This window comes from Nonomuraea sp. SYSU D8015 (assembly GCF_008065375.1).
In the GTDB taxonomy this organism is placed as follows: domain Bacteria; phylum Actinomycetota; class Actinomycetes; order Streptosporangiales; family Streptosporangiaceae; genus Nonomuraea.
Genome location: NZ_VJYI01000009.1, coordinates 128,890 through 148,853, shown reverse-complemented (window position 1 = coordinate 148,853; position 19,964 = coordinate 128,890). Strand labels below are relative to the sequence as shown.

Here is a 19,964-nt window from a genome sequence, read left to right as displayed (position 1 = left end):
AGCACCGTGTCTTGGAACGCCTTACGGCACCGCGTCCTGGAACCCCTTACAGCACCGCCCCGTCGTCCCAGCCTGAGTCGTTGGGCGGTCCGTCGCCCATGCGCACCACCAGCGCCACGAACCCGCCGATGAACGCCGCCACGGCCGTGAACAACGCCCATCCCTCCATGTGCCAGCTCGCCATGGCGGCGACCAGCAGATAGGCGGGGCCGCCGAACAGCGCCACCCACGCCAGCTTGGTCGGCAGGTCCAGCTTGGGCAGCGGCGGGGGCGGAGGCGGCACGTAGTGCCCCTCCTCCTCCGGGTCGTCGTCCTGTTTGTCCTCGGGGTCGTCGAGGTCCTCCTCGAGCTCCTCCGAGGGCTTGACCACCCGCCGGGTGGGCTCGGCTGGGACGTTCTCGCTGTCCGGCCATGGCTGGTCGGCCGAGTCACGCTCGGCCGTGTCGTTGAAGGACGCGACGATCTGCCGCCAGACCTCGTCCTCGTCACTCTGGGGCGTCACCTAGATGGGCCTCTCCACAGCGATCGCGACTTCCCCCTGGGTGCGATCAGTCCCTCTGCAAGGGTACCGAGGCATGTGTCCGGATGAAGTCGAGGCTACCGGCAAAGATCCTGTCGGCATCGTTGTCGAGCGTCGCAACATGGTAGCTATCGGTAAGCTCCTCGATCGTGGCCTGCGGGACCTTCTGGCGAATGATCGCCACACTCGTCGGCTTCACCACGTGGTCGTCCACGCTGTGGAAGACCAGCAGCGGCTGCGTCACCTTAGCCAGGTCGGCCTGCACCAGCGACCACAGCCCGGGCAGCGACGCGGCCGCCTTCACCGGGGTGCGGGAATACGCCAGCTCGGTCACGCCCGGCTTCTTGACGTCGTTGGCGACGCCGGGCACGGACGGCACGAACCACTTCAGCAGCGGAGCAAGCTTCAGCAGCGGCACGTCGTTCGCGATCGACGGGTTGACCAGCACCAGACCCCTGATCGCCGCGCCGTGCACCTCGGCGAGGCGGAGCGCCAGGCAGCCGCCCAGCGACAGGCCTGCCACGAACACCTCAGGGCAGCGGCCCTGGAGGTCCGCGAACGCCTTCTCCACCTCGGCGTACCAGTCCTCCCACCGCGTCCGGTTCATCTCCTGCCATCGGGTGCCGTGTCCCGGCTGGCGGGGCAGCGAGACGCTGATCCCGTGCGCGGCCAGGAACTCCCCCCACGGCCGTAACGACTGGGGCGTGCCGGTGAACCCGTGGCAGAGCAGCACGCCGATCTGGCCTCCGTCGTGGTGGTAGGGCTCCGCGCCTGGCATGAGCGGCATAACAGCTCCTCCATGCTGTTTCATTCCAGGAATTTCCTCCGGAACGGCCCGATCGTCGCACGTTCGGGGGTGATTGTGCGAGAGCTGGTGTAGGAGCATGGCCCGCGAGATGGGAAGATGACTTTGCCCGCCGACAACGTGCTGGAGAAGAGGTGCCGGGGTGTTCTACTGGGTGGTCAAGGCCATCTTGGGGCCGATCCTCCACCTTGTGTTCAGGCCATGGGCAGAAGGCGTGGAAAACGTGCCCAGAGAGGGGCCGGCGATCCTGGCCGGCAACCACCTGTCGTTCGCCGACCACTTCTTCGGCCCGCTCCACCTCAAGCGCAAGGTCATCTCGCTCGGCAAGTCCGACTACTTCACCGGGCGCGGCGTCAAGGGCTTCTTCACCCGGCTGTTCTTCAGCGGCGTCGGCACGGTGCCGATCGACCGCTCGGGCGGCAAGGCGAGCGAGGCGGCGCTCCGCACCGGCCTGCGCATCCTGCGCGAGGGCAACGTCCTCGGCATCTACCCCGAGGGCACCCGCTCGCCCGACGGCCGCCTCTACAAGGGCAAGACCGGCGTGGCCCGGCTGGCACTGGAGTCGCGGGCGCCCGTCATCCCGTGGGCGATGGTCAACACCTACGAGATGATGCCGCCCGGACGGCCGCTCCCCAAGCTCGGCATCCGGCCGGGCGTCAAGTTCGGCAAGCCGCTCGACTTCTCCCGCTACTACGGCATGGAGGACGACCGCCTCGTGCTGCGCGCGGTGACCGACGAGATCATGTACGCGCTGATGGAGCTGTCCGGGCAGGAATACGTCGACAAGTACGCCGCCAGCGCCAGGGTGGAGATGGAGCGCGCGGCCCGCGCCGCCGCGGCGGCGAAACACTAGGACAGCGCACTAGGACGACCTTAAGGCCTGCTCCGTCTTCTGCATGGCGGTCGTCACCGTGCGCAGCTCGTCACGGCTGAGCCGGTCGATGAGGTAGGACCGCACGACCTCCAGGTGCCCCGGCGCCACCCGCTCCAGGCAGCGCAGGCCCGCCTCGGTGAGCACCGCCAGCACGCCCCGGTCGTCCGACGGGCACGTGGCGCGCTCCACGAGGCCCGCCTTCTCCAGCTGGGTGATCTGGTACGTCAGCGCGCTCTTCGACACGATGACGCCCCTGGCCAGCTCCGTCATCCGCATCTGACGGCCGGGCGCCTCGGAGAGCCGCACCAGGATCTCGTACTGCGGATGGGTCAGGCCGGCGGCCGACTTGAGCTGCTCTTCGATACGCCTCTCCAGGAGATGAGAGGTCGACAGGAAAGCGCGCCAGGCCGCCATCTCCGTCGCATCCAGCCATCGGGTGGTGTCCGTCACCCGAACATTCTACGCGTTGTTCAGATTTGAACTATCCGCTAAGGTTGTCATTCAATAATGAACGACTCTGTCAAGGAGGTCGCATGGTCGACCAAGCGCGTCCCATTGCCCTGCTGCTCGCGAGGATCGCCGTCGGGGTGATCTTCCTCATGCACGGCTACCAGAAGTTCGCGACGATGGGGATCGCGGGCACGACCAAGTTCTTCGAGTCCGTCGGCATCCCGCTGGCCGGCGTGGCCGCCCCCGCCGTGGCGGTGCTGGAGGTCGCGGGCGGCCTCGCGCTGATCCTCGGTGCCGCGCTGCCGATCGTGGGCACGCTGCTGGCCCTCAACATGATCGGCGCCATTGTCTTCGTCCACGGCGCCAACGGCTTCGGCGCCGCAGAGGGCGGCTACGAGTTCGTCCTGGCGCTCGCCGCGGCGAGCCTGGCCATCGGCTTCACCGGCGGCGGCGCGCTGGCGCTCGACCGCGTGCTGGGCCGTCGCCGCAGCACCGAGGCGGTCTCCGCCTAGCGCCCCGGCTTCCGGGCGCCCCGCGCACCGCTCTCGCGGTCAGGCGTGCGCGGGGCCCTCATCCCTGCACCTCCCGTTCTCGCGGTCAGGTGCGCAGGGGCCTCCTTCCTGGGCCCTCCGTTCTGGGGGTCAGGTGCGCGGGGCACTCCTCCTGCACCTCTCGCTCAGACCCGCGACCGCCGCCACGGGCCAGCGCCGAGTCACGACCCCGCTGCGGCCACCGCCGGATCACGGCCGACTGCCGCCGCGCCCGGCGTCATCCGTCTCACGGCCGCCGGCAGCGCCGCCGCTGCATGGCGCCACGGCCCCAAGGCACCGCAACGCCGACGAGCGTCGCCGTGCGGCCGGTGGCCCGAGATGGCGCCGCGGCCCCCCGACGCCGCCGCAGCCCCAGTCAGCGCCCAGTGGGCCAGGACCGCCGCCCGTGTCACCGGGTGAGCCGGGGACGTCGTGGGAGGCGGTCCGGCGTGCGGCGTGCCTGTGGCGACAGGCGTCGGACGTGCGTTGGCGGTCGGGACGGGCTCAGGACAGGTGGGCGCGGATCTGCGTGATGTGCTCCGGCGTCGTACGGCAGCAGCCGCCGATCAGTGAGGCACCCGCCTGCTGCCACTCCTTGGCGGCCTGCCCGAACTCCAACGGATCGGCCAGCCCCAGCCAGCGCCGGTGCCCGGCGTCCCACGTCTCGCCCGAGTTGGGATAGACCACGACCGGCAGTCCGCCGGACAGGCACGCGATCAGCGACGGGATGTGGCGCGGCGCCGTGCAGTTCGCCCCCACGGCCACCACCTTCGGATTACCGGCGAACAACGCGGCCGCCTCGCGGATAGGCGTGCCGTCGTTGAGCCGCTCGCCGTCCCGGCAGGAGAAGCTCACCCACGCCTTCACCTCAGGCGTGTGCCGCAGCAGCCGGGCCAGGACCCGCGCCTCCGGATAGGAGGGGATCGTCTCGCAGGCCAGCAGGTCGGCGCCGGCCGAGGCGAGGATCTCCCAGCGCGGCAGGTGCCAGGCGTAGAGGTCGTCCTCGTCGAGGTCGTAGTCGCCGGTGTATTCGGCGCCGTTGGCCAGAAAGGCGCCGTACGGGCCGACCGAGGCCGCCACCAGGCCGCGTCCGGCCTCGTCACGCGCCTGCCCGGCCAGCTTCACCGACAGCCTGATCAGCGACTCGGCCTCCGCCGCGCCCAGGCCGCGCCTCATGAAGCCCTGGATCGTGGCCTGGTAGCTGGCGGTCGTGGCCACGTCGGCCCCCGCCGCGAAGTAGTCGGCGTGCGCCTGCCGGATCAGCTCGGGCCGCTCCAGCAGCAGCCGCGCCGACCAGAGGTCGTCGCTGAGGTCGGCTCCGAGCTTTTCGAGATGAGTGGACAGGCCACCGTCCAGGACAAGTGTGGTCACCCATCCAGGGTAAGAGCCCGCGGGGGATGACCGGGGAACGCGCCGATCACCTGGTCGAGCAGGACCGGTGTGTCCTCGGGGGAGTCCACGGTGAAGTCCGCCCGGCGTGCCAGCTCGTCGCCGGTCTCGCCGTTGGCCACCGCGACCCTGACCCCCATGAAGGCGGGATCCCGCTCCTCGCGGCAGCGCAACGCCTCGAACGCCCGTCCGTCCGAGAGATCGTCGCCGAAATACCAGGCGCGGGTCAGCGTCTCGGTCTCGCGGGCGACGACCGTGCCCTTGTCACGCTTCACCGGCGGCCGCAGCTCGACCACCATACGGCCGTGCTGCTCGTGCAGGCCCAGCTCCGCCGCCTTGGCCGAGGCCCACCGCTCAACCGCGCCGCGCAGCGCCGGGACCGCGCGGTAGTGCAGCGCCACCAGCAGCTCCTTGTCCTCAACCAGGACCTCGCCGGGCAGGTCACGGGCGGCTTCCCCGGCCACGCGGCGCATGACGGGGGCCCACGGCTCGGCCACGGCGTCGGTGCGCACGTGGCCGTCGACGACGGTCTGCATGCCGTACAAGCCGAACAGGCGCACCTGCGGCGCGCGCGAGAACCTCTCGTGCAGGAACGCGGCCGGCCGGGCCGACACCACGGCCACCGTGCCCACCAGGCCCGCCAGCGTCTGGAGCCGCTCCACCGCGCCCGCCACGGGGAGCACCGCGCCGGGATCGCGCATGATCGGCGCGAGCGTGCCGTCGAAGTCGAAGAAGAAACCGGATCTCCGGCTCTCGGCAACGGTGGCCGACACTGCTTCGACGAAGCGGAGCGGGGCGCGAGAGGTCGCCATGTTCAGTGACGATAGAACACGCTGACCGGCTCGAACAGCGCCTCGTCCGCATCCGGCCCGGGTCAGATCCCGGCCAGCCGGGCGAGGGCGGGACGGTCCAGGACGATCACCTCGCCGGCGCCGATCTCGATCATGCCGCGGCGTTCGAACGAGCGCAGGGCGCGGTTGACGCTCACCCTCGTCGCGCCGATCTCGGCGCCCAGTCCGGCCTGGCCGGCGTGGAGGGGCACCCGGTCGCCTGCGCACCGCCGTACCAGCCAGGTGGCCACCCGCGCGGGCACGTCGCGCACCGTGGCGTCGGTGAGCCGGTCGTCGAGGTCGCGTACGGTCGCGGCCAGCGTCCGCAACATCCGCGCCGCGACGGAGGGCTCGGCGGCCAGCAGCTCCAGCACGGCCGCGCGGGGCAGGTAGGAGACCTCCACCGGCGTCATGGCCGTCCGCGTCGCCCGGTGCGGCCCGTCCACCAGGAGGGCCGTCTTGTCGAACGCCACCGGCGCCGCCTCCACGGCCAGCACCACCTCCCTGCCCTCCGGGCTCACCCGCCCGGCCTTCACCCGGCCGTCGAGCAGCACGATCAGGTGGCCGGCCGGGTCGCCCTCGGTGCACAGAACCTGCCCGGCCGGGTAGCTCCTGTGCCGTGCCAGCGCCGCCAGCCTCCGCAACCGCTCCTCGCCGAGCTCGCCGAACATCGGCAGGTCCGCCAGCGTGTACGTCATGTATCCCGATATACACCCCGCCGGTGCTCCGTGATGCTGAGCTCTCCGCCTCTCGCCCCCTAGCGTGCCGGACATGACGAGATACGTGTTGCAGATGGCCTTCGACGGCGACCCGCGGAGGCTGGCCGCCCGGCCCGCGCACCGGGAGCACCTGCGGCGGTTGAAGGAGGAGGGGAGGCTCGTGACCGCCGGGCCGTGGGCGGACGACAGCGGGGCGCTGCATGTCTACGAGGTGGCGGACGAGGCCGAACTGAGGGACATCCTGCGGCGGGACCCGTACACGGCGGTGGACGGCTACGAAGTCGTGCTGCTGAAGGAGTGGACCCCGATCATGTGACCCGCCCCCACACCCGCTCAGAGCGCGTGGGGGCGGGCCGCGGCCCTGAGGCGCGTCAGGTGCGCTTCCAGAAGGGGGCGCGCCCTCCGCCGGGGTGTCCGCCACCACCGGAACGCCCGCTGCCGGGATCGCCGGGGCCGCCTGTGGATCCGCCGGTCAGGGCCGTGAGGACCTCGACGGCGCGGTCGTGCAGGGCCTGGGCGTCCGCGCCCGGCCGTTCGGCCGCCTCCAGCTCCCGCGCCAGCGACTCCAATTGCTCGTTGCCGCCCAGGAATTCCGCGAGCGCCGCCAGGCGCGTGCCCAGGTCGGCCAGGTAGAGCAGGTCGGGCGCGGGCAGCGCCTTGAGCCGGTCCAGCTCCGCCACCAGCTGCGGCCTGACCGACTCCAGCCGGTGCGCGGGCCGCGGACCGCGAGTGAACCTGGGCATGACCCCACGGCCACGACCGCCCGCTCCGCCCGGGAACCCGCCCGGCGCCTGAGGAGCGGGCATCGGAGGCTGCTGCACGCCGAGATCCGCCGGACCGCCCGCGATGAACCCCTGCTCCATCTCGGCCGCCCCGAACCCCGGCTTGGGCAGCCGCATCCCGGACGCGGCCGCCGGCATGGCCATCATCGCGGCGTGCGCGGTGAAACCGCCGCCCATCATCGGCTGGCTCTGCGGCAGCTCCCAGCCGCTCGGCGGCTCCACCGGCTGGATGACGCGGTGCTCGGGACCGCCGCCGTCCGTGACCTGCCGGGTGTCGATCGCCACGTACGCGGTGAAGCGGCAGAGCACGCCGTACTCGAGCGACGTGCGCACGATGCGGGACTCCAGGTCGTGCTCGCCCATGGCGTACCGGTCCTCCAGCTCCCGCAGGTGCGCGCGGGCCCAGACGGCGCGGATGGCCGGATTGTCCACCCGCACGCCCGTGACCTCCTCCTCCCACGGCCCGCCGGCGGTCATGCCGTGCACGATCAGCGAGGAGCCCTCGCGGTAGCGCCCGTACACACGCAGCGGCACGCCCGGGAAGATGGAGCCGAGGTGGGTGACCGTGTCCGGTTCCACCCTCAAGCCCTTGAGCGACAGGTCGGTCACCAGGGGAGCGCCGATCCGGCGGTGGATGTGGTCCATGGCGGCGTCCAGCCGGTCCTCCGACTCGACCAGCTCGCACCGGCCCGCGCCGAGCCCGGCGAGCCTGCCGAGGAAACCGGCGTTCACGGCCCGGTCGATGCCCACCGTGTGCACGCGCATGGCCGACAGCGCGCCGCCCGCCTGCTCCAGGATCTGGTCCTCGTTGCCCACCTGCCCGTCGGTGACCAGCACCACGACCCGCTCCCGCTCGGACCGGGCGCCGAGCAGCGCCACGGCCTGACGCAGCGGCTCCAGCAGCTCGGTGCCGCCGCGGGCGTCCACCCGGGCGAGATGCTCGACGGCCCGGTAGCGGTTGCGGTCGGACGCCTCCACGAGCCCCTCGAACGCCCGCTCCACCACTGAGTCGAACGTCAGCACCGCGAACCTGTCCTGCGGCGTCAGCGTGTCGACGATGCGTGCGGCCGCCCGGCGCGCGGCCACCATCTTCCAGCCGCCCATGCTGCCCGACCGGTCGAGCACCAGCACCAGGTCGCGCGGCAGGCGGGTGGACTCCAGCGGCGGCGGCACGACGGTGAGCGCGAACGTGCCCTCCTGATCGGCCGGTCCGTCGAACTGCAACGACGTGGACGCGTCGAACGACATCCGCAGGATGAAGTCCCGGTCCAGCCGCTCGCCGGGGTGCAGCCGCACCGTTTTGCCCTCTTCCTCCACCACGTGCAGGCTGGACGCCAGCTCGCGCAGCTCCAGACCGGCGGCGTCGACGGTGGCGGCGAGCGACAGGCGCACCGGGTTGGGGAAGCCGGGCAGCAGGACGGGCGGGCTGATCCTGGACGCGTCCGGCACGGCGTCGGTGTCGGGCGCGACGCCGTCGCCCGCGGGGGAGCCGTCGATCGGGGTGCCGGGGATGTAGCGCGGCGCCACCACCAGCGGGAACCGGAACGTGGCCGCGCCATCCTCGTACGGCAGCGGCTGGCTCATCGTCAGCCGGACCGAGACGCGCTCGCCGGGCAGGATGTTGCCCACCCTGATGGTGAACACGTCCGGCCGGTCCTCCTCGGCGATCGCCGCGCGTTTGCCCTCGCGCAGCGCCTCGTCGTAGTCGGACCGGGCCTGGGCGCGCTCCTTGAGCACGCCCTCGATCACCCGGTCGTCGGCCTCCATCCGGAAGCCGGTCACCGCCGCCCGGTCGGGCAGCGGGAAGACGTACGTGGCCTCGAGCGTGACGTCGAACGGGTTCCTGAACCCCTGTGTGACCTCGACCCCGGCGATGAGCCCCGAGATGTCCGCGGTCACGTCCACGCTCTCCAGCGGCAGGTTGCCGCGTTCGGTCAGGAGCGCGCCGAACCCGGCGTCCGGCACCGGCAGGCACCGTGCGGGCTCCAGTGAAGTGATCTTCATAGTAGGTCCCTCTCTTCGAGCACCGCGAGCAGCGGCCCCGCCGCCGCCAGCACCGCCTGGACATCCTCCTCGGACGGAGTCCGCCCCCCGTCCCACAGGAGCCTCACCCCATCCCCCAACCTGACACCTGCCACCAGCACGCCGGCGCCGGGAAGAGACCCCGGTCCGCCCGGAGGCCGAGCCACCCCGGCATACCCATCAGGCGTCACCGCCGCCGCCGGCCCAACCACCGTCCGGCTGGCAACCCCCTCGCCGCCCGCACCCTGGTCGCCCACACCCGCGTGGGCCGCACTCTGGCTGGCCTCACCCGCGTGGGCCGCACTCTGGCTGGCCTCACCCGCGTGGGCCGCACCCTCGCCGGCCTCACCCGCGTCGGTCGTGTCGCCGACTGTGACCCCTTCGCCCGCGCTGGTAGCTTTCCCGGCGCCGGCCGCCCCGGGCCGCGTCCGATCACCGGCTGCCGTGTCTTCTGCACCGCTGGGCGCCGGAACGTCTGTGCCGGCAGCGGGCACCGGGCCGTTGGCGGGTGCAGGAGCACCCACGGGTCGAAAACCGCCGACGGGCCGAGCGCCTGCGCCGAACACGGGGCCGACCGTGGGTGCGGGGCCGGTGGGTGGGGGGCCGCCTTCGGGAGTGGGGCCGCCGGTGGGCGGGGGGCCGCCTGCTGGAGTGGGGTCGCTGGCGGGCGCAGGGCGGACGCCAGGTGCGCGGCGGCCGACGCCGTTGCCGGGTGTCGCGGTGCTCACGTGGTCGTCAGGCGCTGTGGCCGGCGTCTCGGGCGCACGATGCCCGGCGCTCTGACCAGGCCGCTCCGCCCAGAACCGCCCGCGTGCCTTGGCGTCGCCGGCCGCCGCGCCGCCGCCCGCCCGCAGCCCTCCAGGCCCGTCTGCGTCGCCAACGCCGTCACCGTCGCCGGCGCCGTCACCGTCGCCGGCGCCGTCACCGTCGCCGGCGCCGTCACCGTCGCCGGCGCCGTCACCGGCGCCGTCGCGGCCACGGTCGCCGGCGCGGCCACGGTCGCCACTGCCGCCGAGGGCTGGGGCACCGCCACCGACACCGCCATCGCCTACTGTGCCGTTGGAGGCCGCTCCACTGCTGGACCCAGACGCGGAGCCGGGCCCAGACGCGGAGCCGGACCCAGGTGCGGTGGCGGGTTCGGGGCCGCTGCGGCCTTTCCGCAAGCCATCCCCGGGGGACGTGCCCGACGGGCGGGCCGGTGTGGCCGTCGGTTCCGGGGCGATGGCGGCCGCGTCCTCCAGCATGTGGTCCGTGGCGCCCGCCAGGGCCCTCTGGATCTCGGCGATCGAATGGCCCGCCGCCTGCAGCCGTTTGACGGCCACGAGTTGCAGCAGATGCCGCCGCCCGTACCGGGCGATCCTGCCGCGCCGCGTCAGGGGCGGGTCGACGAGGCCGATGGTCGTATACCACCTGATCAGCCGCTCTCCGGGCACGTCGCGGATCCGGCCGTTGCCCGACGGGGCGCCGTCGCGCAACGCCCGGGCCGCGTGCTCGGCCAGCTCGCCGATGGTCCAGGTGTCGCTCATACCTCCACAATGACACTGTCACTATTACACTGTCAATGTTAGGAGACTGGAAGATTGGGCACGGGGACGTGGTTGCACATAAGCGGATAAGTCAGGACAGAGGGGGAGGAATTACGGCATGGCCACCATCACCGGTCCGCTGTCAGGAGACGCCAAGAACAAGGTCGCGGACGTCCTGCAGGGCGCCCTGGTCGACCTCGTAGATCTGTCACTGATCGCCAAGCAGGCTCACTGGAACCTCATCGGCTCGCACTTCCGCCCGATCCACCTCCAGCTGGATGAGGTCACCGAGCTCGCCAGGAGCCACACCGACACGATCGCCGAGCGCATCGTCGCCCTCGGCGCCAACCCGGACGGCCGCGCCGCCACGATCGCCAAGTCCACCAAGCTCTCCCAGCCGGAGGCCGGCTGGCTGGAGGACGGCAAGGTCGTCGCGACGATGACCGACATCCTGGACGGCATCAGCAAGCGGATGTACGAGCGCATCCAGGCCACCGAGGAGACCGACAAGGTGAGCCAGGACCTGCTCATCGCCGTGGCCCAGGACATCGACAAGCAGCACTGGATGTTCCAGGCCCAGCGCTGACGGCGCCACGTCGCAGGAGCCCGGGAGCCGTGCGGAAGGGCCCCGGGCTCTCGCGTGCCGTAAGCGGCACGTAAGAGCTGATCATCTCTTGGGGATCTAGCGTGCCTGGGTATGGACAACCGCACGCAGATCGTCGTGCTCGCCAAGCGGCCCCGGCCCGGGCACGTGAAGACGCGTCTCACGCCGCCGTACACCCCGGAGGAGGCCGCCGAACTGGCCGCTGAGGCACTCCGTGACACGCTCGCCGCCGTCGCCGCCACCCCTGCGGCCGCCCGCATTCTGGCAATCGACGATCCCGAGCCCGACTCGGCCCCGGCCGGGTTCGAGGTGATCGCGCAGCGCGGCGAGGGCCTTGACGAGCGCCTCGCCTGGGCCTTCGCCGACGTCTACGCCCGCCGGCCGATCCCGGCCCTGCTCGTCGGCATGGACACCCCCCAGCTCACCCCTGCCCTCCTCACCCGGGCCGCCGCCGCGCTCCGGACGCACGACGCCGTGTTCGGGCCCGCCGCCGACGGCGGCTTCTGGCTGCTCGGCCTGCGCCGCCCCGACCCCACCCGGCTCCTCGGCGTTCCCATGTCCACGCCCGGCACCGGCGCCGCCCAGCTGCGCCGCCTGAGCGACCTGTCCGTGGCCACGATGCCGCTGCTCACGGACGTGGACGACGCGGCCGACGCGGCCAAGGTCGCCGAGAGCGCCCCGCATACCCGCTTCGCCGCCGCCCTGGCCCGCCTCGGCGCGGGAGCCGCCAGGTGATCGGACAGCTCTACGCGGAGTCGCTGTCCGGAGCCGAGATCGACATCGAGTACGAGGACGGCCGCCGCCGCCCTCTCGACGCCATGCGCTGGCTGGAGCCCATCGACGGGGACGACGCCATGTTGTCGCGCTGCGCGGGCCCCACCTTGGACGTCGGCTCGGGGCCGGGGCGGTTGACGGTCGCGCTCACGAAAAGAGGCATCGCGGCGCTCGGCATCGACGTCACCCCGCACGCCGTGCGGCTGACCCGGCAGGCGGGCGGCCTGGCCCTGTGCCTGGACGTGTTCGGCCGCGTGCCGGGCGCCGGCCGGTGGGCGACGGCGCTGCTGGCGGACGGCAACATCGGCATCGGCGGCGACCCCGTGGCTCTGCTGCGCAGGATGCGTGAGCTGGTGCGCCCGGGCGGCGAGGTGATCGCGGAGGTCGCCCCGCCGGGCAGGCGGAGCACGGCCGAACGTGTACGGCTCCGCCACGGTGCCCTCGCCGGCGCCTGGTTCCGCTGGGCGAGCGTCTCGGCCTCCGACGTGCCCGCCCTCGCCCGCACGAGCGGTTTCACGGTCACGGACCGTCGCGAACAGGCGGGCCGCTGGTTCACGTACCTCCGATAGAGCGCCCGCAACGTCACCGTCGCCCGGCGGACGCGGGACGGGCCCACGGGATTTGCGCAGAGTTTGATGTCGCGAGTCCCTGCCATTCATGTCGGTGCGGTCGACTAGCGTGGCACCTAGAGGGAGGCCCCATGATGTCCCACAAGACTCTCCTCCGCACGGGCCCGCTCTTGCCGGGCGGCACCAGCCCGTACGGACCGCTCGGCCTGCCGGGCGCCGACGGTCTCGCGCTGCCCTCGGGTTTCACGGGGCGCGTCGTGGCCCGCTCCGGCCAGAAGGTCGCCGGGCTCACCTGGCACGCGGCGCCCGACGGCGGCGCGTGCTTCCCCGACGGCGACGGCTGGATCTACGTGTCCAACTCCGAGCTCCCCCTGCTCGGCGGCGCTTCCGCGCTGCGCTTCCGCGCCGACGGCGGCATCGGCGACGCCTACCGCATCCTGTCGGGCACCGACCTCAACTGCGCGGGCGGCGCCACGCCGTGGCACACCTGGCTGTCGTGCGAGCTCGGCCACCGCGGCCGCGTCTTCGAGTGCGACCCCTACGGCGTCCGCGCCGCCCGGCCCCGCCTGGCCATGGGCCGCTTCAAACACGAGGCCGCCGCGTGCGACCCCGAGCGCGGCGTCGTCTACATGACCGAGGACGAGCCCGACGGCTGCTTCTACCGGTTCCGGCCGGGCGACTGGGGCGACCTGACCGAGGGCACGCTCGAGGTGCTGTGCGACTCCGGCCGCTGGCGGGTCGTGCCGTCCCCGGCCGCGCTGCTGCAGGAGACCCGCCACCAGGTCGACGACGCCCGCCGCTTCGACGGCGGCGACGCCTGCCACTACGCGGGCGGGGTCTGCTACTTCACCACCAAGGGCGACACCGGCCTGTGGGCGTACGACGCGCAGACCTCCACGCTCGACCGGCTGTGCGAGGGCGTGCGCGCGATCACCGCCGCGCCGTCCGGCGACCTCTACGTGGCCAGGGAGACGACCCAGATCGACGTCATCGCCCCCGACCGGGCGGTCACGCCGTTCCTCCGGCTGGAGGGGCACGAGGGGGCGGAGCTGACCGGGCTGGCGTTCTCGCCGCGCGGCGACCGGCTCTACTTCTCGGCCAGGCGCGGCCGCACGGAGGGCTCCACGTTCGAGGTGACGGGCCCCTTCCGCGGCTAGCCCGTTCTCCGCACGCGCCGTCCGTAGTGCCGGCCACCACTGGGCGTCCCGGCGCCGTGAGTGATCGCCGCCGTCCCCTCCGCTCCGAAGGGCGGCCGCTTGTCTGAATGGGGCCACCTCTGGGAAGGTCCACGCCTAGGGGCGTCACGGGGAGCTGGCCAGTCCTTTCCCCTAAGGACCTGGCCAGGAAGACGGTGCGGGGGAGGGCGGAGGCGGGCCGGCCGTAACCGCCGGGTCCGGCGGTCAGCCCAGATAGCGGACGAGCACGACCTTCAGCTCCTCCACCAGCTCGGCGCTCCGCTCGGGCGTGGCCGTGGTGATCATCGGCATCACCGTCTTCACCATGGCCAGCATCATCGTGCCCATGAGCTCGGCCCGCTCCTCCGGCAGCTCCGGCCGCAGGCGCCGCAGCATGGCGGCGAGCTGCCGGGCGATGTCCTCGTGCAGCCGCTGCGAGGCCGCGGCGAAACGGTCGCCCGTGGCGGAGCCGTACAACAGCGACCAGTACGCCGGCGACCGGCTCTTGAACCGCACGCTCTCGTCCACGAGCTGCCCGACCAGCACCTCCACCGGAATGTCCGGCGTGACCTCGGCCAGCCTGGCGGCCCAGAACTCCTGGCGGTCGGCGGTGTAGCGGGACACCAGCCCGTCCAGGATCTCCTCCTTGTTGTGGAAGAACTGATACAGCGATCCCGGCGACATCCCCGCCCGCGCCGCCACCTGGTTCGTGGTCATGTCCGGGTATCCGACCTCGGCGATCACCTGTTCGGCGGCGTCGAGGATCTCCGCCATGCGCTTCAGGCCGCGCGCCTGCCGGCGGACCGTGTGTTCAGCCATGGGTCACCTCGTTGACAAATGCGAGCATTTACTTGTATTTCTGATTCCGGAGTACCAAATACGAGTAGTTTACCGAGTTTCGAGCGGGGAGTCCGATGACCGCCAACACCCGGGCCAGGCCCGTCCACGCCGCCACGACGGGCCCGCCGCTGCGCAGGCTGGGCCACCTCCTGGTGCGCCGCCGCCGGCTCGTCCTCTCGCTGGCCCTGCTCGCCCTGGTCGTCGCCGGGGCGCTCGCCGCGGCCGCCGTGCCGCGGCTGTCGCTGGCCAGGTTCGAGGCGCCGGGCTCGGAGTCCGACCGGGCGCAGGCCGAGCTGGCCGCGCGGTTCGGCACCGGCAGCCCCGACATGATCTTCCTGGTCACCGCGCGGACCGGAACGGTGGACGACCCGGCGGTCGAGGCCGCGGGCAGGGAGCTCACCGGGCGCGTCGGCCGCGCGGACGGCGTCGCCGAGGCCGCCTCCTACTGGACCCGCGGCAAGCCGGCCACGATGCGCAGCGAGGACGGCAGGCACGCGCTGATCGTGGTCCGCATCCCGGGCGACGCCGGCCACGTGCGCGGCCAGGTGCTCCCCCGGCTCGTGCCCGAGATCACCGAGGGCGCCGGCCCGCTGGAGGTGCGGGCCGGGGGAGGGGAGGAGGTCTTCCGCGAGACCGTGCCGCTGGCCAGGCAGGACTTCGTCCGGGCCGAGCTGGTCATCTTCCCGCTGGCGTTCGCGCTGCTCTGGCTCTACCAGCGGCGCGCCATGGCGGCCCTGGTGCCGATCCTGGCCGGCGTGTTCGCGATGGTGATCGGGCTGGCGCTGCTCAATGGCGTGCTGCCCTTCGCCGAGATCTCCACCTTCGCCCTCAATCTGACCCTCGCCATGGGGCTCGGCCTCGGCATCGACTACTGCCTGTTCGTCATCCAGCGCTTCCGCGAGGAGACGCGTGACGGCAAGGACCGGGCGGCCGCGGTGGCGGGGGCCGTGGAGCACGCGGGCAGGACCGTGCTCTTCAGCGGGCTCACCGTGGCCGCGTCCCTGGCGGTGCTGTTCGCGCTGCCGTTCGACTTCCTGCGCTCCTTCGCGTACGCGGGCATCGCCGTCGTCATCGGCGGCCTGGTCGCGGCGGTGCTGGTGCTGCCCGCCGTGCTCGCCGCCGTCGGCGGCACCATGCTGCCCAAGAGGCCGGAGAGGGAAAGGGCGTTCTGGCACGGGCTGGCCACCCGCGTGATGCGCCGGCCGCTGGTGTTCGGCGGCCTGGCCACCGCGCTGCTGCTCACGCTCGCCTCGCCGTTCCTGGGGCTGCGCTTCGGCGTGGCCGACGACCGCATCCTGCCGGCCGAGGCGTCCTCACGGCAGACCCAGGAGGTCATCCGCCAGTCGTTCCCCGCCGAGGAGACCGACGCCATCCAGCTGGTCTCGCGGGGCCCGGTGACGGACGGCGTCGCGCCGTACGCCGCGAGCCTGTCCAGGCTGCCCGGCGTGGCCCAGGTGGACTCGGCCGCCGGCTCGTACACGGACGGGCGGCGGACCGGCGACGGCGACCCGGCCCGGTTCCGGGGGGAGGGCACGTGGTTGTCCGTGGTCCCGTCCGCCGCCGCCCTGGCCGACGACCCCGTCCGCCTCGTCGAGGCCGTGCGCTCGGTCGAGCCGCCGTTCGAGGTGCTGGTGGGCGGCTACCCGGCCGAGCTGTCCGACTACCGCGCCTCGGTCGTGGACCGGCTGCCGCTGGTGCTGGCGCTCATGCTGGGCGTGACGTTCCTGGTGCTGTTCGGGATGACCAGGAGCCTGATCATCCCGATCAAGGCGACCCTGCTGAACGTGCTCAGCATCGGCGTCATGTTCGGCGCCGTCGTCTGGGTCTTCCAGGACGGCAACCTGTCCGGCCTGCTCGGGTTCACGCCGACCGGCACGCTCGACCCGAGCATCCCGATCCTCATGCTCTGCGTCGCCTACGGCCTGTCGATGGACTACGAGGTGTTCCTGCTGTCGCGCATCAAGGAGGAGTACGACAGGACCGGCGACACCGAGGAGGCGGTGGCCGCCGGCCTGCAACGGGGCGCGCCGCTGATCACGGCGGCCGGCGGCATCCTGGCGCTGACCTTCGCCGCGTACGCCACCGCGCGGGTGACGTTCGTGCAGATGCTGGGCGTCGGCATGGCGGTGGCCGTGCTCGTCGACGCGACCGTGATCAGGGCGGTGCTGGTGCCGAGCCTGATGCGCCTGGCCGGCCCGCTCAACTGGTGGCCGGTCAGAGGTCGCGGGCCCACCACTGCTCGGTGAGCTCGACCCCGTTCTCCGTCCCCTTCTCCTCCGACACCAGCTCGAACCCGGCTGCCTGGTAGATACGCCGCGCGCTCACCAGGCAGTCGCGCGTCCACAGCGTGATCCGCTTGCAGCCCTCCGCCCGGGCGTGCCGCAGGCACTCGTCCACCAGCCGCCGCCCGATGCCCATGCCGCGCGCGGACGGCTCGACCAGCAGCATCCGCAGCTTGGCCGTCCGGTCGTCCTGGCGCACGAAGAAGACGCAGCCGACGCGCCGCCCGCCGACCTCGGCGATCCAGCCGGCGTCCTTCGAGAAGTCGAGCTCGCCGACGATCTGGGCGACGGTCTGCTCGAACGCGGTGCCCCACCCGTACTCGCGGCTGTAGAGCTCGCCGTGCCGGTAGACGACCCACCCCAGGTCGCCGGTGCGCGGCGGCCTGATCACGTACGGTTCCGGCGCGGATCCGGGGGCCAGGAGCCCTCGGATCGTCGCCATGCTCGCGACCAGCCGCTCCTGGTCGGAGTCCGGCAGCCGGGCGAGGAGCCGCTCGATCTCGTCGGCCGAGCGCCGGTCGAGATCGGCGAACGTGGCCGCGCCGTCGGCCGTGAGGCGGACGAGCTGCTTGCGCGCGTCGGCCGCCGACCGCTCTCGCTCGACCAGCCCGTCGCCCTCGAAGCGGGCCAGGATCCTGCTGAGGTAGCCCGCGTCCAGGTCGAGCAGCGCGCGCAGCTCGCCGGTCTCCATCCGCTCGGCGTGCGCGAGCTCGAACAGCACCCTCACCTCGGTCAGCGAGTACGGCGAGTCCAGCATCCCCGCCTGGAGGACCCCGATGACCTTCGTATAGAACCTGTTGAAGGCTCGGACCTCAGAGACCCTTGCTTCCGTCAACGAACTCATTGCTCTAGTCAACCATGAGAGGATCCCCCTGTGAAGCACGTGCACATCGGCGGATACGGCCCGGGCATCGTCACCCTCGGCGGCGACCTCACCAGGATCGCCTCACCGTCGTTCCTGGCCGCCCACCCCACCCTGCCGGTGCTGTACGCGGCCGGCGAGCTCGAACGCGGATGGCTGACCGCCTTCGACGCCCGCGACGGGCTCAGGCCGCTGGACGAGCGGCCGAGCGAGGGCTCGCTGCCCTGCCACGTCGCCGTGGACCCGGCCGGCACCCTCCTCGCGGCGGCCAACTACGGCGACGGCACCGCGATCCTCCAGCCGCTCGACGCCCGCGGCGCGTTCGACGGCGACCCGATCGTCCTGCGGCACGAGGGCTCGGGCCCCGACCCCGAGCGCCAGGAGGGGCCGCACGCCCACCAGGCGGTCTTCCACGACGGCGTCCTGCACGTCTCGGACCTCGGCACCGACGAGATCCGCCGCTACCGCCCCGACGGCACGCCCCTGGAGCCGATCACGCTGCACCCCGGCACCGGCCCGCGCCACTTCGCCTTCGCCGGCGACCGCCTGTACGTCGCGGGGGAGCTCGACGGCACCGTCGTCCTCATCGACGGCGAGCGGCGCACGACCGCCCCGGCCTCGCGTGCCGAAGGCGCGAACTTCCCCTCCCACCTGCAGCTCGACGGCGACTTCGTCTACGTGGCCAACCGGGGCCCCGACACGATCGCGGTGTTGAGCGCCGCCGACCTGTCACCGGTGGCCGAGGTGCCCTCCGGCGGCGACTGGCCCCGGCACTTCGCCATCGACGGCGACCGCCTCTACGTCGCGAACCAGAACTCGCACGCCGTGACCGTCTTCGCCCTCCGCGACGGGGTCCCGGAGCCGACCGGGGAGACGTACGAGGTCGAGAGCCCGGCCTGCGTGCTGATCAGGTAGCCGACGCCAGCCGCACGGCCGCCCGCCACCGCTCGTAGGCGTCGTCGTCGCGGGCGCCGGGCTCGAAGCGCCGCTCCAGCTGCCAGGTCTTGCGCAGCTCAGCCTTCGACGCCCACACGCCGGAGCCGAGCCCGGCCAGGAACGCCGCGCCCAGCGCCGTCGTCTCCTGGATCACCGGCCGCTCCACGGCCGCGCCCAGCTGGTCGGCCTGGAGCTGCATGAGCAGGTCGTTGGCGCTGGCCCCGCCGTCGGCCTTGAGCACCGGCACCGTGCCGCCGGTCATCACCTCGACCACGTCCCGCACCTCGAACGCGATCGCCTCCAGGGTGGCCCTGACGAGGTGGGCCCGGGTCGTGCCGCGGGTGATGCCCGTGATCAGCCCGCGCGCCCGCGGATCCCAGTGCGGCGCCCCCAGCCCCGTCAGCGCGGGCACGAACACCACGCCCCCGCTGTCGGGCACGGTGCGCGCCACGGCCTCCGACTCCGGCGCCGTCCCGATCAGCCCGAGCCCGTCGCGCAGCCACTGCACGGCCGCGCCCGTCACGAAGATCGACCCCTCCAGCGCGAACGTCCGCGCGCCCGACGGCTCCTGCCAGGCCACCGTGGTCAGCAGCCCGGACTGCGAGCGCACGATCTCACCGCCGGTGTTGGTCAGCACGAACGAGCCCGTGCCGTAGGTGCACTTGACGTCGCCCACGTCGAAGCACGTCTGCCCGAACAACGCCGCCTGCTGGTCGCCCGCCACGCCGCTGATCGGCAGCTCCAGTCCCAGGAACGCGGCCGGGTCGGTGCTGCCGAGCGGCCCGTGGTTGGGCACGATGTCCGGCAGCGCCGCCTCGGGCACCCCGAACAGCTCGCACAGCTCCGGCTCCCAGCCGCCGGACCGCAGGCCGTACAGGAGGGTGCGGGAGGCGTTGGACGCGTCGGTCACGTGCCGCGCGCCCGCCGTGAGCCTGGCGATCAGGTATGAGTCCACCGTCCCCACGGCCACATTTCCGGACTCCACGCCCGCCCACGTCCGCTCGTCGTGCTCGGCCAGCCAGGTCAGCTTCGTGGCCGTGAAGTAGGGGTCGAGGCGCAGCCCGGTCAGCTCCGACACCCGCGGCTCGTGCCCGGCCGAGCGCAGCCGCTCGCACACCCCGGCCGTGCGGCGGTCCTGCCAGACGATCGCCCGGCGCGGCGCGGCCAGCGTGCGGCGGTCCCACAGCACCGCGGTCTCGCGCTGGTTGGTGATGCCGACGCAGGCCGGCGGCTCGCCGGCGCCGCGCAGCGCGGCGGCGCACGCCGACAGGGTGGCCTGCCAGATGTCCTCGGGATTGTGCTCCACCCACCCGGGCTCGGGAAAGTGCTGCGCGAATTCCTCGTACCCCTTGGAGGCGATCTGCCCGTTTTCGGTGACTACGAGCGCGGTTACCCCGGTTGTCCCGGCGTCGATGGCCAGCACACTCACGAAATTTCACTCCTCGCAAGGGTTTGGTTTGCGGACCTGGCGTTTG

Annotated in this window: 20 protein-coding genes; 9 read left to right on the top strand and 11 right to left on the bottom strand. The window is 72.6% G+C overall.

Translation table 11 applies throughout. The features are described 5' to 3' along the window. Positions 1 to 46: 46 nt before the first annotated feature. Both ID574_RS32905 and ID574_RS32900 read right to left on the bottom strand, forming a co-directional pair. Positions 47 to 502, bottom strand: coding sequence for a hypothetical protein (locus ID574_RS32905; RefSeq protein ID WP_188192878.1), 456 nt, complete (start codon positions 500 to 502; stop codon positions 47 to 49). A 46-nt stretch (positions 503 to 548) separates the two neighbouring features. Beyond that, positions 549 to 1,307 (bottom strand): alpha/beta hydrolase, encoded by a 759-nt coding sequence (locus ID574_RS32900; RefSeq protein WP_188192877.1) that lies wholly within the window; start codon positions 1,305 to 1,307, stop codon positions 549 to 551. A 160-nt stretch (positions 1,308 to 1,467) separates the two neighbouring features. Here ID574_RS32900 and ID574_RS32895 point away from each other — a divergent pair, with 160 nt between their 5' ends. Next, the gene (locus tag ID574_RS32895; protein ID WP_188192876.1) at positions 1,468 to 2,178 is read left to right on the top strand and encodes a lysophospholipid acyltransferase family protein; all 711 of its coding nucleotides are present in this window, start codon (positions 1,468 to 1,470) and stop codon (positions 2,176 to 2,178) included. Positions 2,179 to 2,187: 9 nt separating this feature from the next. Here the strand turns inward: ID574_RS32895 and ID574_RS32890 are convergent, their stop codons facing one another. Next, a complete protein-coding gene (locus ID574_RS32890) occupies positions 2,188 to 2,649 on the bottom strand; it encodes a MarR family winged helix-turn-helix transcriptional regulator (RefSeq protein WP_223167303.1) in 462 nt (153 codons plus the stop codon). An 83-nt stretch (positions 2,650 to 2,732) separates the two neighbouring features. Here ID574_RS32890 and ID574_RS32885 point away from each other — a divergent pair, with 83 nt between their 5' ends. Then, positions 2,733 to 3,161, top strand: a complete 429-nt coding sequence (locus ID574_RS32885; protein ID WP_188192875.1) for a DoxX family protein — start codon at positions 2,733 to 2,735, stop codon at positions 3,159 to 3,161. Between the two features lie 522 nt (positions 3,162 to 3,683). Here ID574_RS32885 and mmuM read toward each other — a convergent pair. From mmuM to ID574_RS32870, 3 genes are all read right to left on the bottom strand, one after another. Next, entirely contained in the window at positions 3,684 to 4,550 is an 867-nt protein-coding gene (gene mmuM / locus ID574_RS32880) for a homocysteine S-methyltransferase (protein ID WP_188192874.1), read from the bottom strand. Further along, the gene (gene otsB / locus ID574_RS32875) at positions 4,547 to 5,380 is read right to left on the bottom strand and encodes a trehalose-phosphatase (protein ID WP_223167302.1); all 834 of its coding nucleotides are present in this window, start codon (positions 5,378 to 5,380) and stop codon (positions 4,547 to 4,549) included. The genes mmuM and otsB overlap by 4 nt, the downstream gene beginning before the upstream one ends. Positions 5,381 to 5,442: 62 nt before the next feature. Next, positions 5,443 to 6,096, bottom strand: a complete 654-nt coding sequence (locus tag ID574_RS32870; protein WP_188192873.1) for a Crp/Fnr family transcriptional regulator — start codon at positions 6,094 to 6,096, stop codon at positions 5,443 to 5,445. Positions 6,097 to 6,169: 73 nt separating this feature from the next. On the opposite strand from ID574_RS32870, the gene ID574_RS32865 reads away from it, so the two are divergent. After that, a complete protein-coding gene (locus tag ID574_RS32865) occupies positions 6,170 to 6,433 on the top strand; it encodes a YciI family protein (protein ID WP_188192872.1) in 264 nt (87 codons plus the stop codon). Between the two features lie 55 nt (positions 6,434 to 6,488). Here the strand turns inward: ID574_RS32865 and ID574_RS32860 are convergent, their stop codons facing one another. Both ID574_RS32860 and ID574_RS60335 read right to left on the bottom strand, forming a co-directional pair. Then, entirely contained in the window at positions 6,489 to 8,903 is a 2,415-nt protein-coding gene (locus tag ID574_RS32860; RefSeq protein WP_188192871.1) for a VIT domain-containing protein, read from the bottom strand. Then, on the bottom strand, positions 8,900 to 10,447 hold the full coding sequence (locus tag ID574_RS60335) for a MerR family transcriptional regulator (protein WP_223167301.1): 1,548 nt from the start codon (positions 10,445 to 10,447) through the stop codon (positions 8,900 to 8,902). The genes ID574_RS32860 and ID574_RS60335 overlap by 4 nt, the downstream gene beginning before the upstream one ends. Before the next feature lie 118 nt (positions 10,448 to 10,565). On the opposite strand from ID574_RS60335, the gene ID574_RS32850 reads away from it, so the two are divergent. The 4 genes from ID574_RS32850 (at position 10,566) to ID574_RS32835 (ending at position 13,551) form a co-directional block, all read left to right on the top strand. Further along, entirely contained in the window at positions 10,566 to 11,033 is a 468-nt protein-coding gene (locus ID574_RS32850; RefSeq protein WP_188192870.1) for a Dps family protein, read from the top strand. A gap of 111 nt (positions 11,034 to 11,144) precedes the next feature. Next, positions 11,145 to 11,786: a TIGR04282 family arsenosugar biosynthesis glycosyltransferase gene (locus ID574_RS32845; protein ID WP_188192869.1), complete on the top strand. Its 642-nt coding sequence runs from the start codon at positions 11,145 to 11,147 to the stop codon at positions 11,784 to 11,786. Further along, positions 11,783 to 12,394 carry a class I SAM-dependent methyltransferase gene (locus ID574_RS32840; RefSeq protein ID WP_188192868.1) on the top strand — a complete coding sequence of 204 codons (612 nt, stop codon included), beginning with the start codon at positions 11,783 to 11,785 and terminating at the stop codon, positions 12,392 to 12,394. The genes ID574_RS32845 and ID574_RS32840 overlap by 4 nt, the downstream gene beginning before the upstream one ends. A gap of 131 nt (positions 12,395 to 12,525) precedes the next feature. Next, complete coding sequence (locus ID574_RS32835) at positions 12,526 to 13,551, top strand: alkaline phosphatase PhoX (protein WP_336245574.1); 1,026 nt, start codon at positions 12,526 to 12,528, stop codon at positions 13,549 to 13,551. 243 nt (positions 13,552 to 13,794) lie between these two features. Here the strand turns inward: ID574_RS32835 and ID574_RS32830 are convergent, their stop codons facing one another. Next, positions 13,795 to 14,388 carry a TetR/AcrR family transcriptional regulator gene (locus tag ID574_RS32830; RefSeq protein ID WP_188192867.1) on the bottom strand — a complete coding sequence of 198 codons (594 nt, stop codon included), beginning with the start codon at positions 14,386 to 14,388 and terminating at the stop codon, positions 13,795 to 13,797. Between the two features lie 95 nt (positions 14,389 to 14,483). On the opposite strand from ID574_RS32830, the gene ID574_RS32825 reads away from it, so the two are divergent. Then, positions 14,484 to 16,655, top strand: a complete 2,172-nt coding sequence (locus ID574_RS32825) for an MMPL family transporter (protein ID WP_188192866.1) — start codon at positions 14,484 to 14,486, stop codon at positions 16,653 to 16,655. On the opposite strand, the gene ID574_RS32820 is transcribed toward ID574_RS32825, so the two are convergent. Then, complete coding sequence (locus tag ID574_RS32820) at positions 16,624 to 17,535, bottom strand: bifunctional helix-turn-helix transcriptional regulator/GNAT family N-acetyltransferase (RefSeq protein WP_188192865.1); 912 nt, start codon at positions 17,533 to 17,535, stop codon at positions 16,624 to 16,626. The genes ID574_RS32825 and ID574_RS32820 overlap by 32 nt on opposite strands. Before the next feature lie 30 nt (positions 17,536 to 17,565). On the opposite strand from ID574_RS32820, the gene ID574_RS32815 reads away from it, so the two are divergent. Beyond that, positions 17,566 to 18,468 carry a lactonase family protein gene (locus ID574_RS32815; RefSeq protein ID WP_188192864.1) on the top strand — a complete coding sequence of 301 codons (903 nt, stop codon included), beginning with the start codon at positions 17,566 to 17,568 and terminating at the stop codon, positions 18,466 to 18,468. Here the strand turns inward: ID574_RS32815 and glpK are convergent. Continuing rightward, the gene (gene glpK, locus ID574_RS32810) at positions 18,461 to 19,918 is read right to left on the bottom strand and encodes a glycerol kinase GlpK (RefSeq protein WP_188192863.1); all 1,458 of its coding nucleotides are present in this window, start codon (positions 19,916 to 19,918) and stop codon (positions 18,461 to 18,463) included. The two genes, ID574_RS32815 and glpK, sit on opposite strands and share 8 nt — an antisense overlap. Positions 19,919 to 19,964: the final 46 nt, after the last annotated feature.

Bases quoted from the DNA above. Each gene is read 5' to 3' on its own strand.
- ID574_RS32885 (WP_188192875.1), top strand. From the start codon at position 2,733: ATGGTCGACCAAGCGCGTCCCATTGCCCTGCTGCTCGCGAGGATCGCC.
- ID574_RS32860 (WP_188192871.1), bottom strand. From the start codon at position 8,903: ATGAAGATCACTTCACTGGAGCCCGCACGGTGCCTGCCGGTGCCGGAC.
- otsB (WP_223167302.1), bottom strand. From the start codon at position 5,380: ATGGCGACCTCTCGCGCCCCGCTCCGCTTCGTCGAAGCAGTGTCGGCC.
- ID574_RS32870 (WP_188192873.1), bottom strand. From the start codon at position 6,096: ATGACGTACACGCTGGCGGACCTGCCGATGTTCGGCGAGCTCGGCGAG.
- ID574_RS32835 (WP_336245574.1), top strand. From the start codon at position 12,526: ATGATGTCCCACAAGACTCTCCTCCGCACGGGCCCGCTCTTGCCGGGC.
- ID574_RS32845 (WP_188192869.1), top strand. From the start codon at position 11,145: ATGGACAACCGCACGCAGATCGTCGTGCTCGCCAAGCGGCCCCGGCCC.
- ID574_RS32820 (WP_188192865.1), bottom strand. From the start codon at position 17,535: ATGAGTTCGTTGACGGAAGCAAGGGTCTCTGAGGTCCGAGCCTTCAAC.
- ID574_RS32865 (WP_188192872.1), top strand. From the start codon at position 6,170: ATGACGAGATACGTGTTGCAGATGGCCTTCGACGGCGACCCGCGGAGG.
- ID574_RS32830 (WP_188192867.1), bottom strand. From the start codon at position 14,388: ATGGCTGAACACACGGTCCGCCGGCAGGCGCGCGGCCTGAAGCGCATG.
- ID574_RS32850 (WP_188192870.1), top strand. From the start codon at position 10,566: ATGGCCACCATCACCGGTCCGCTGTCAGGAGACGCCAAGAACAAGGTC.
- ID574_RS32825 (WP_188192866.1), top strand. From the start codon at position 14,484: ATGACCGCCAACACCCGGGCCAGGCCCGTCCACGCCGCCACGACGGGC.
- ID574_RS32900 (WP_188192877.1), bottom strand. From the start codon at position 1,307: ATGCCGCTCATGCCAGGCGCGGAGCCCTACCACCACGACGGAGGCCAG.
- ID574_RS60335 (WP_223167301.1), bottom strand. From the start codon at position 10,447: ATGAGCGACACCTGGACCATCGGCGAGCTGGCCGAGCACGCGGCCCGG.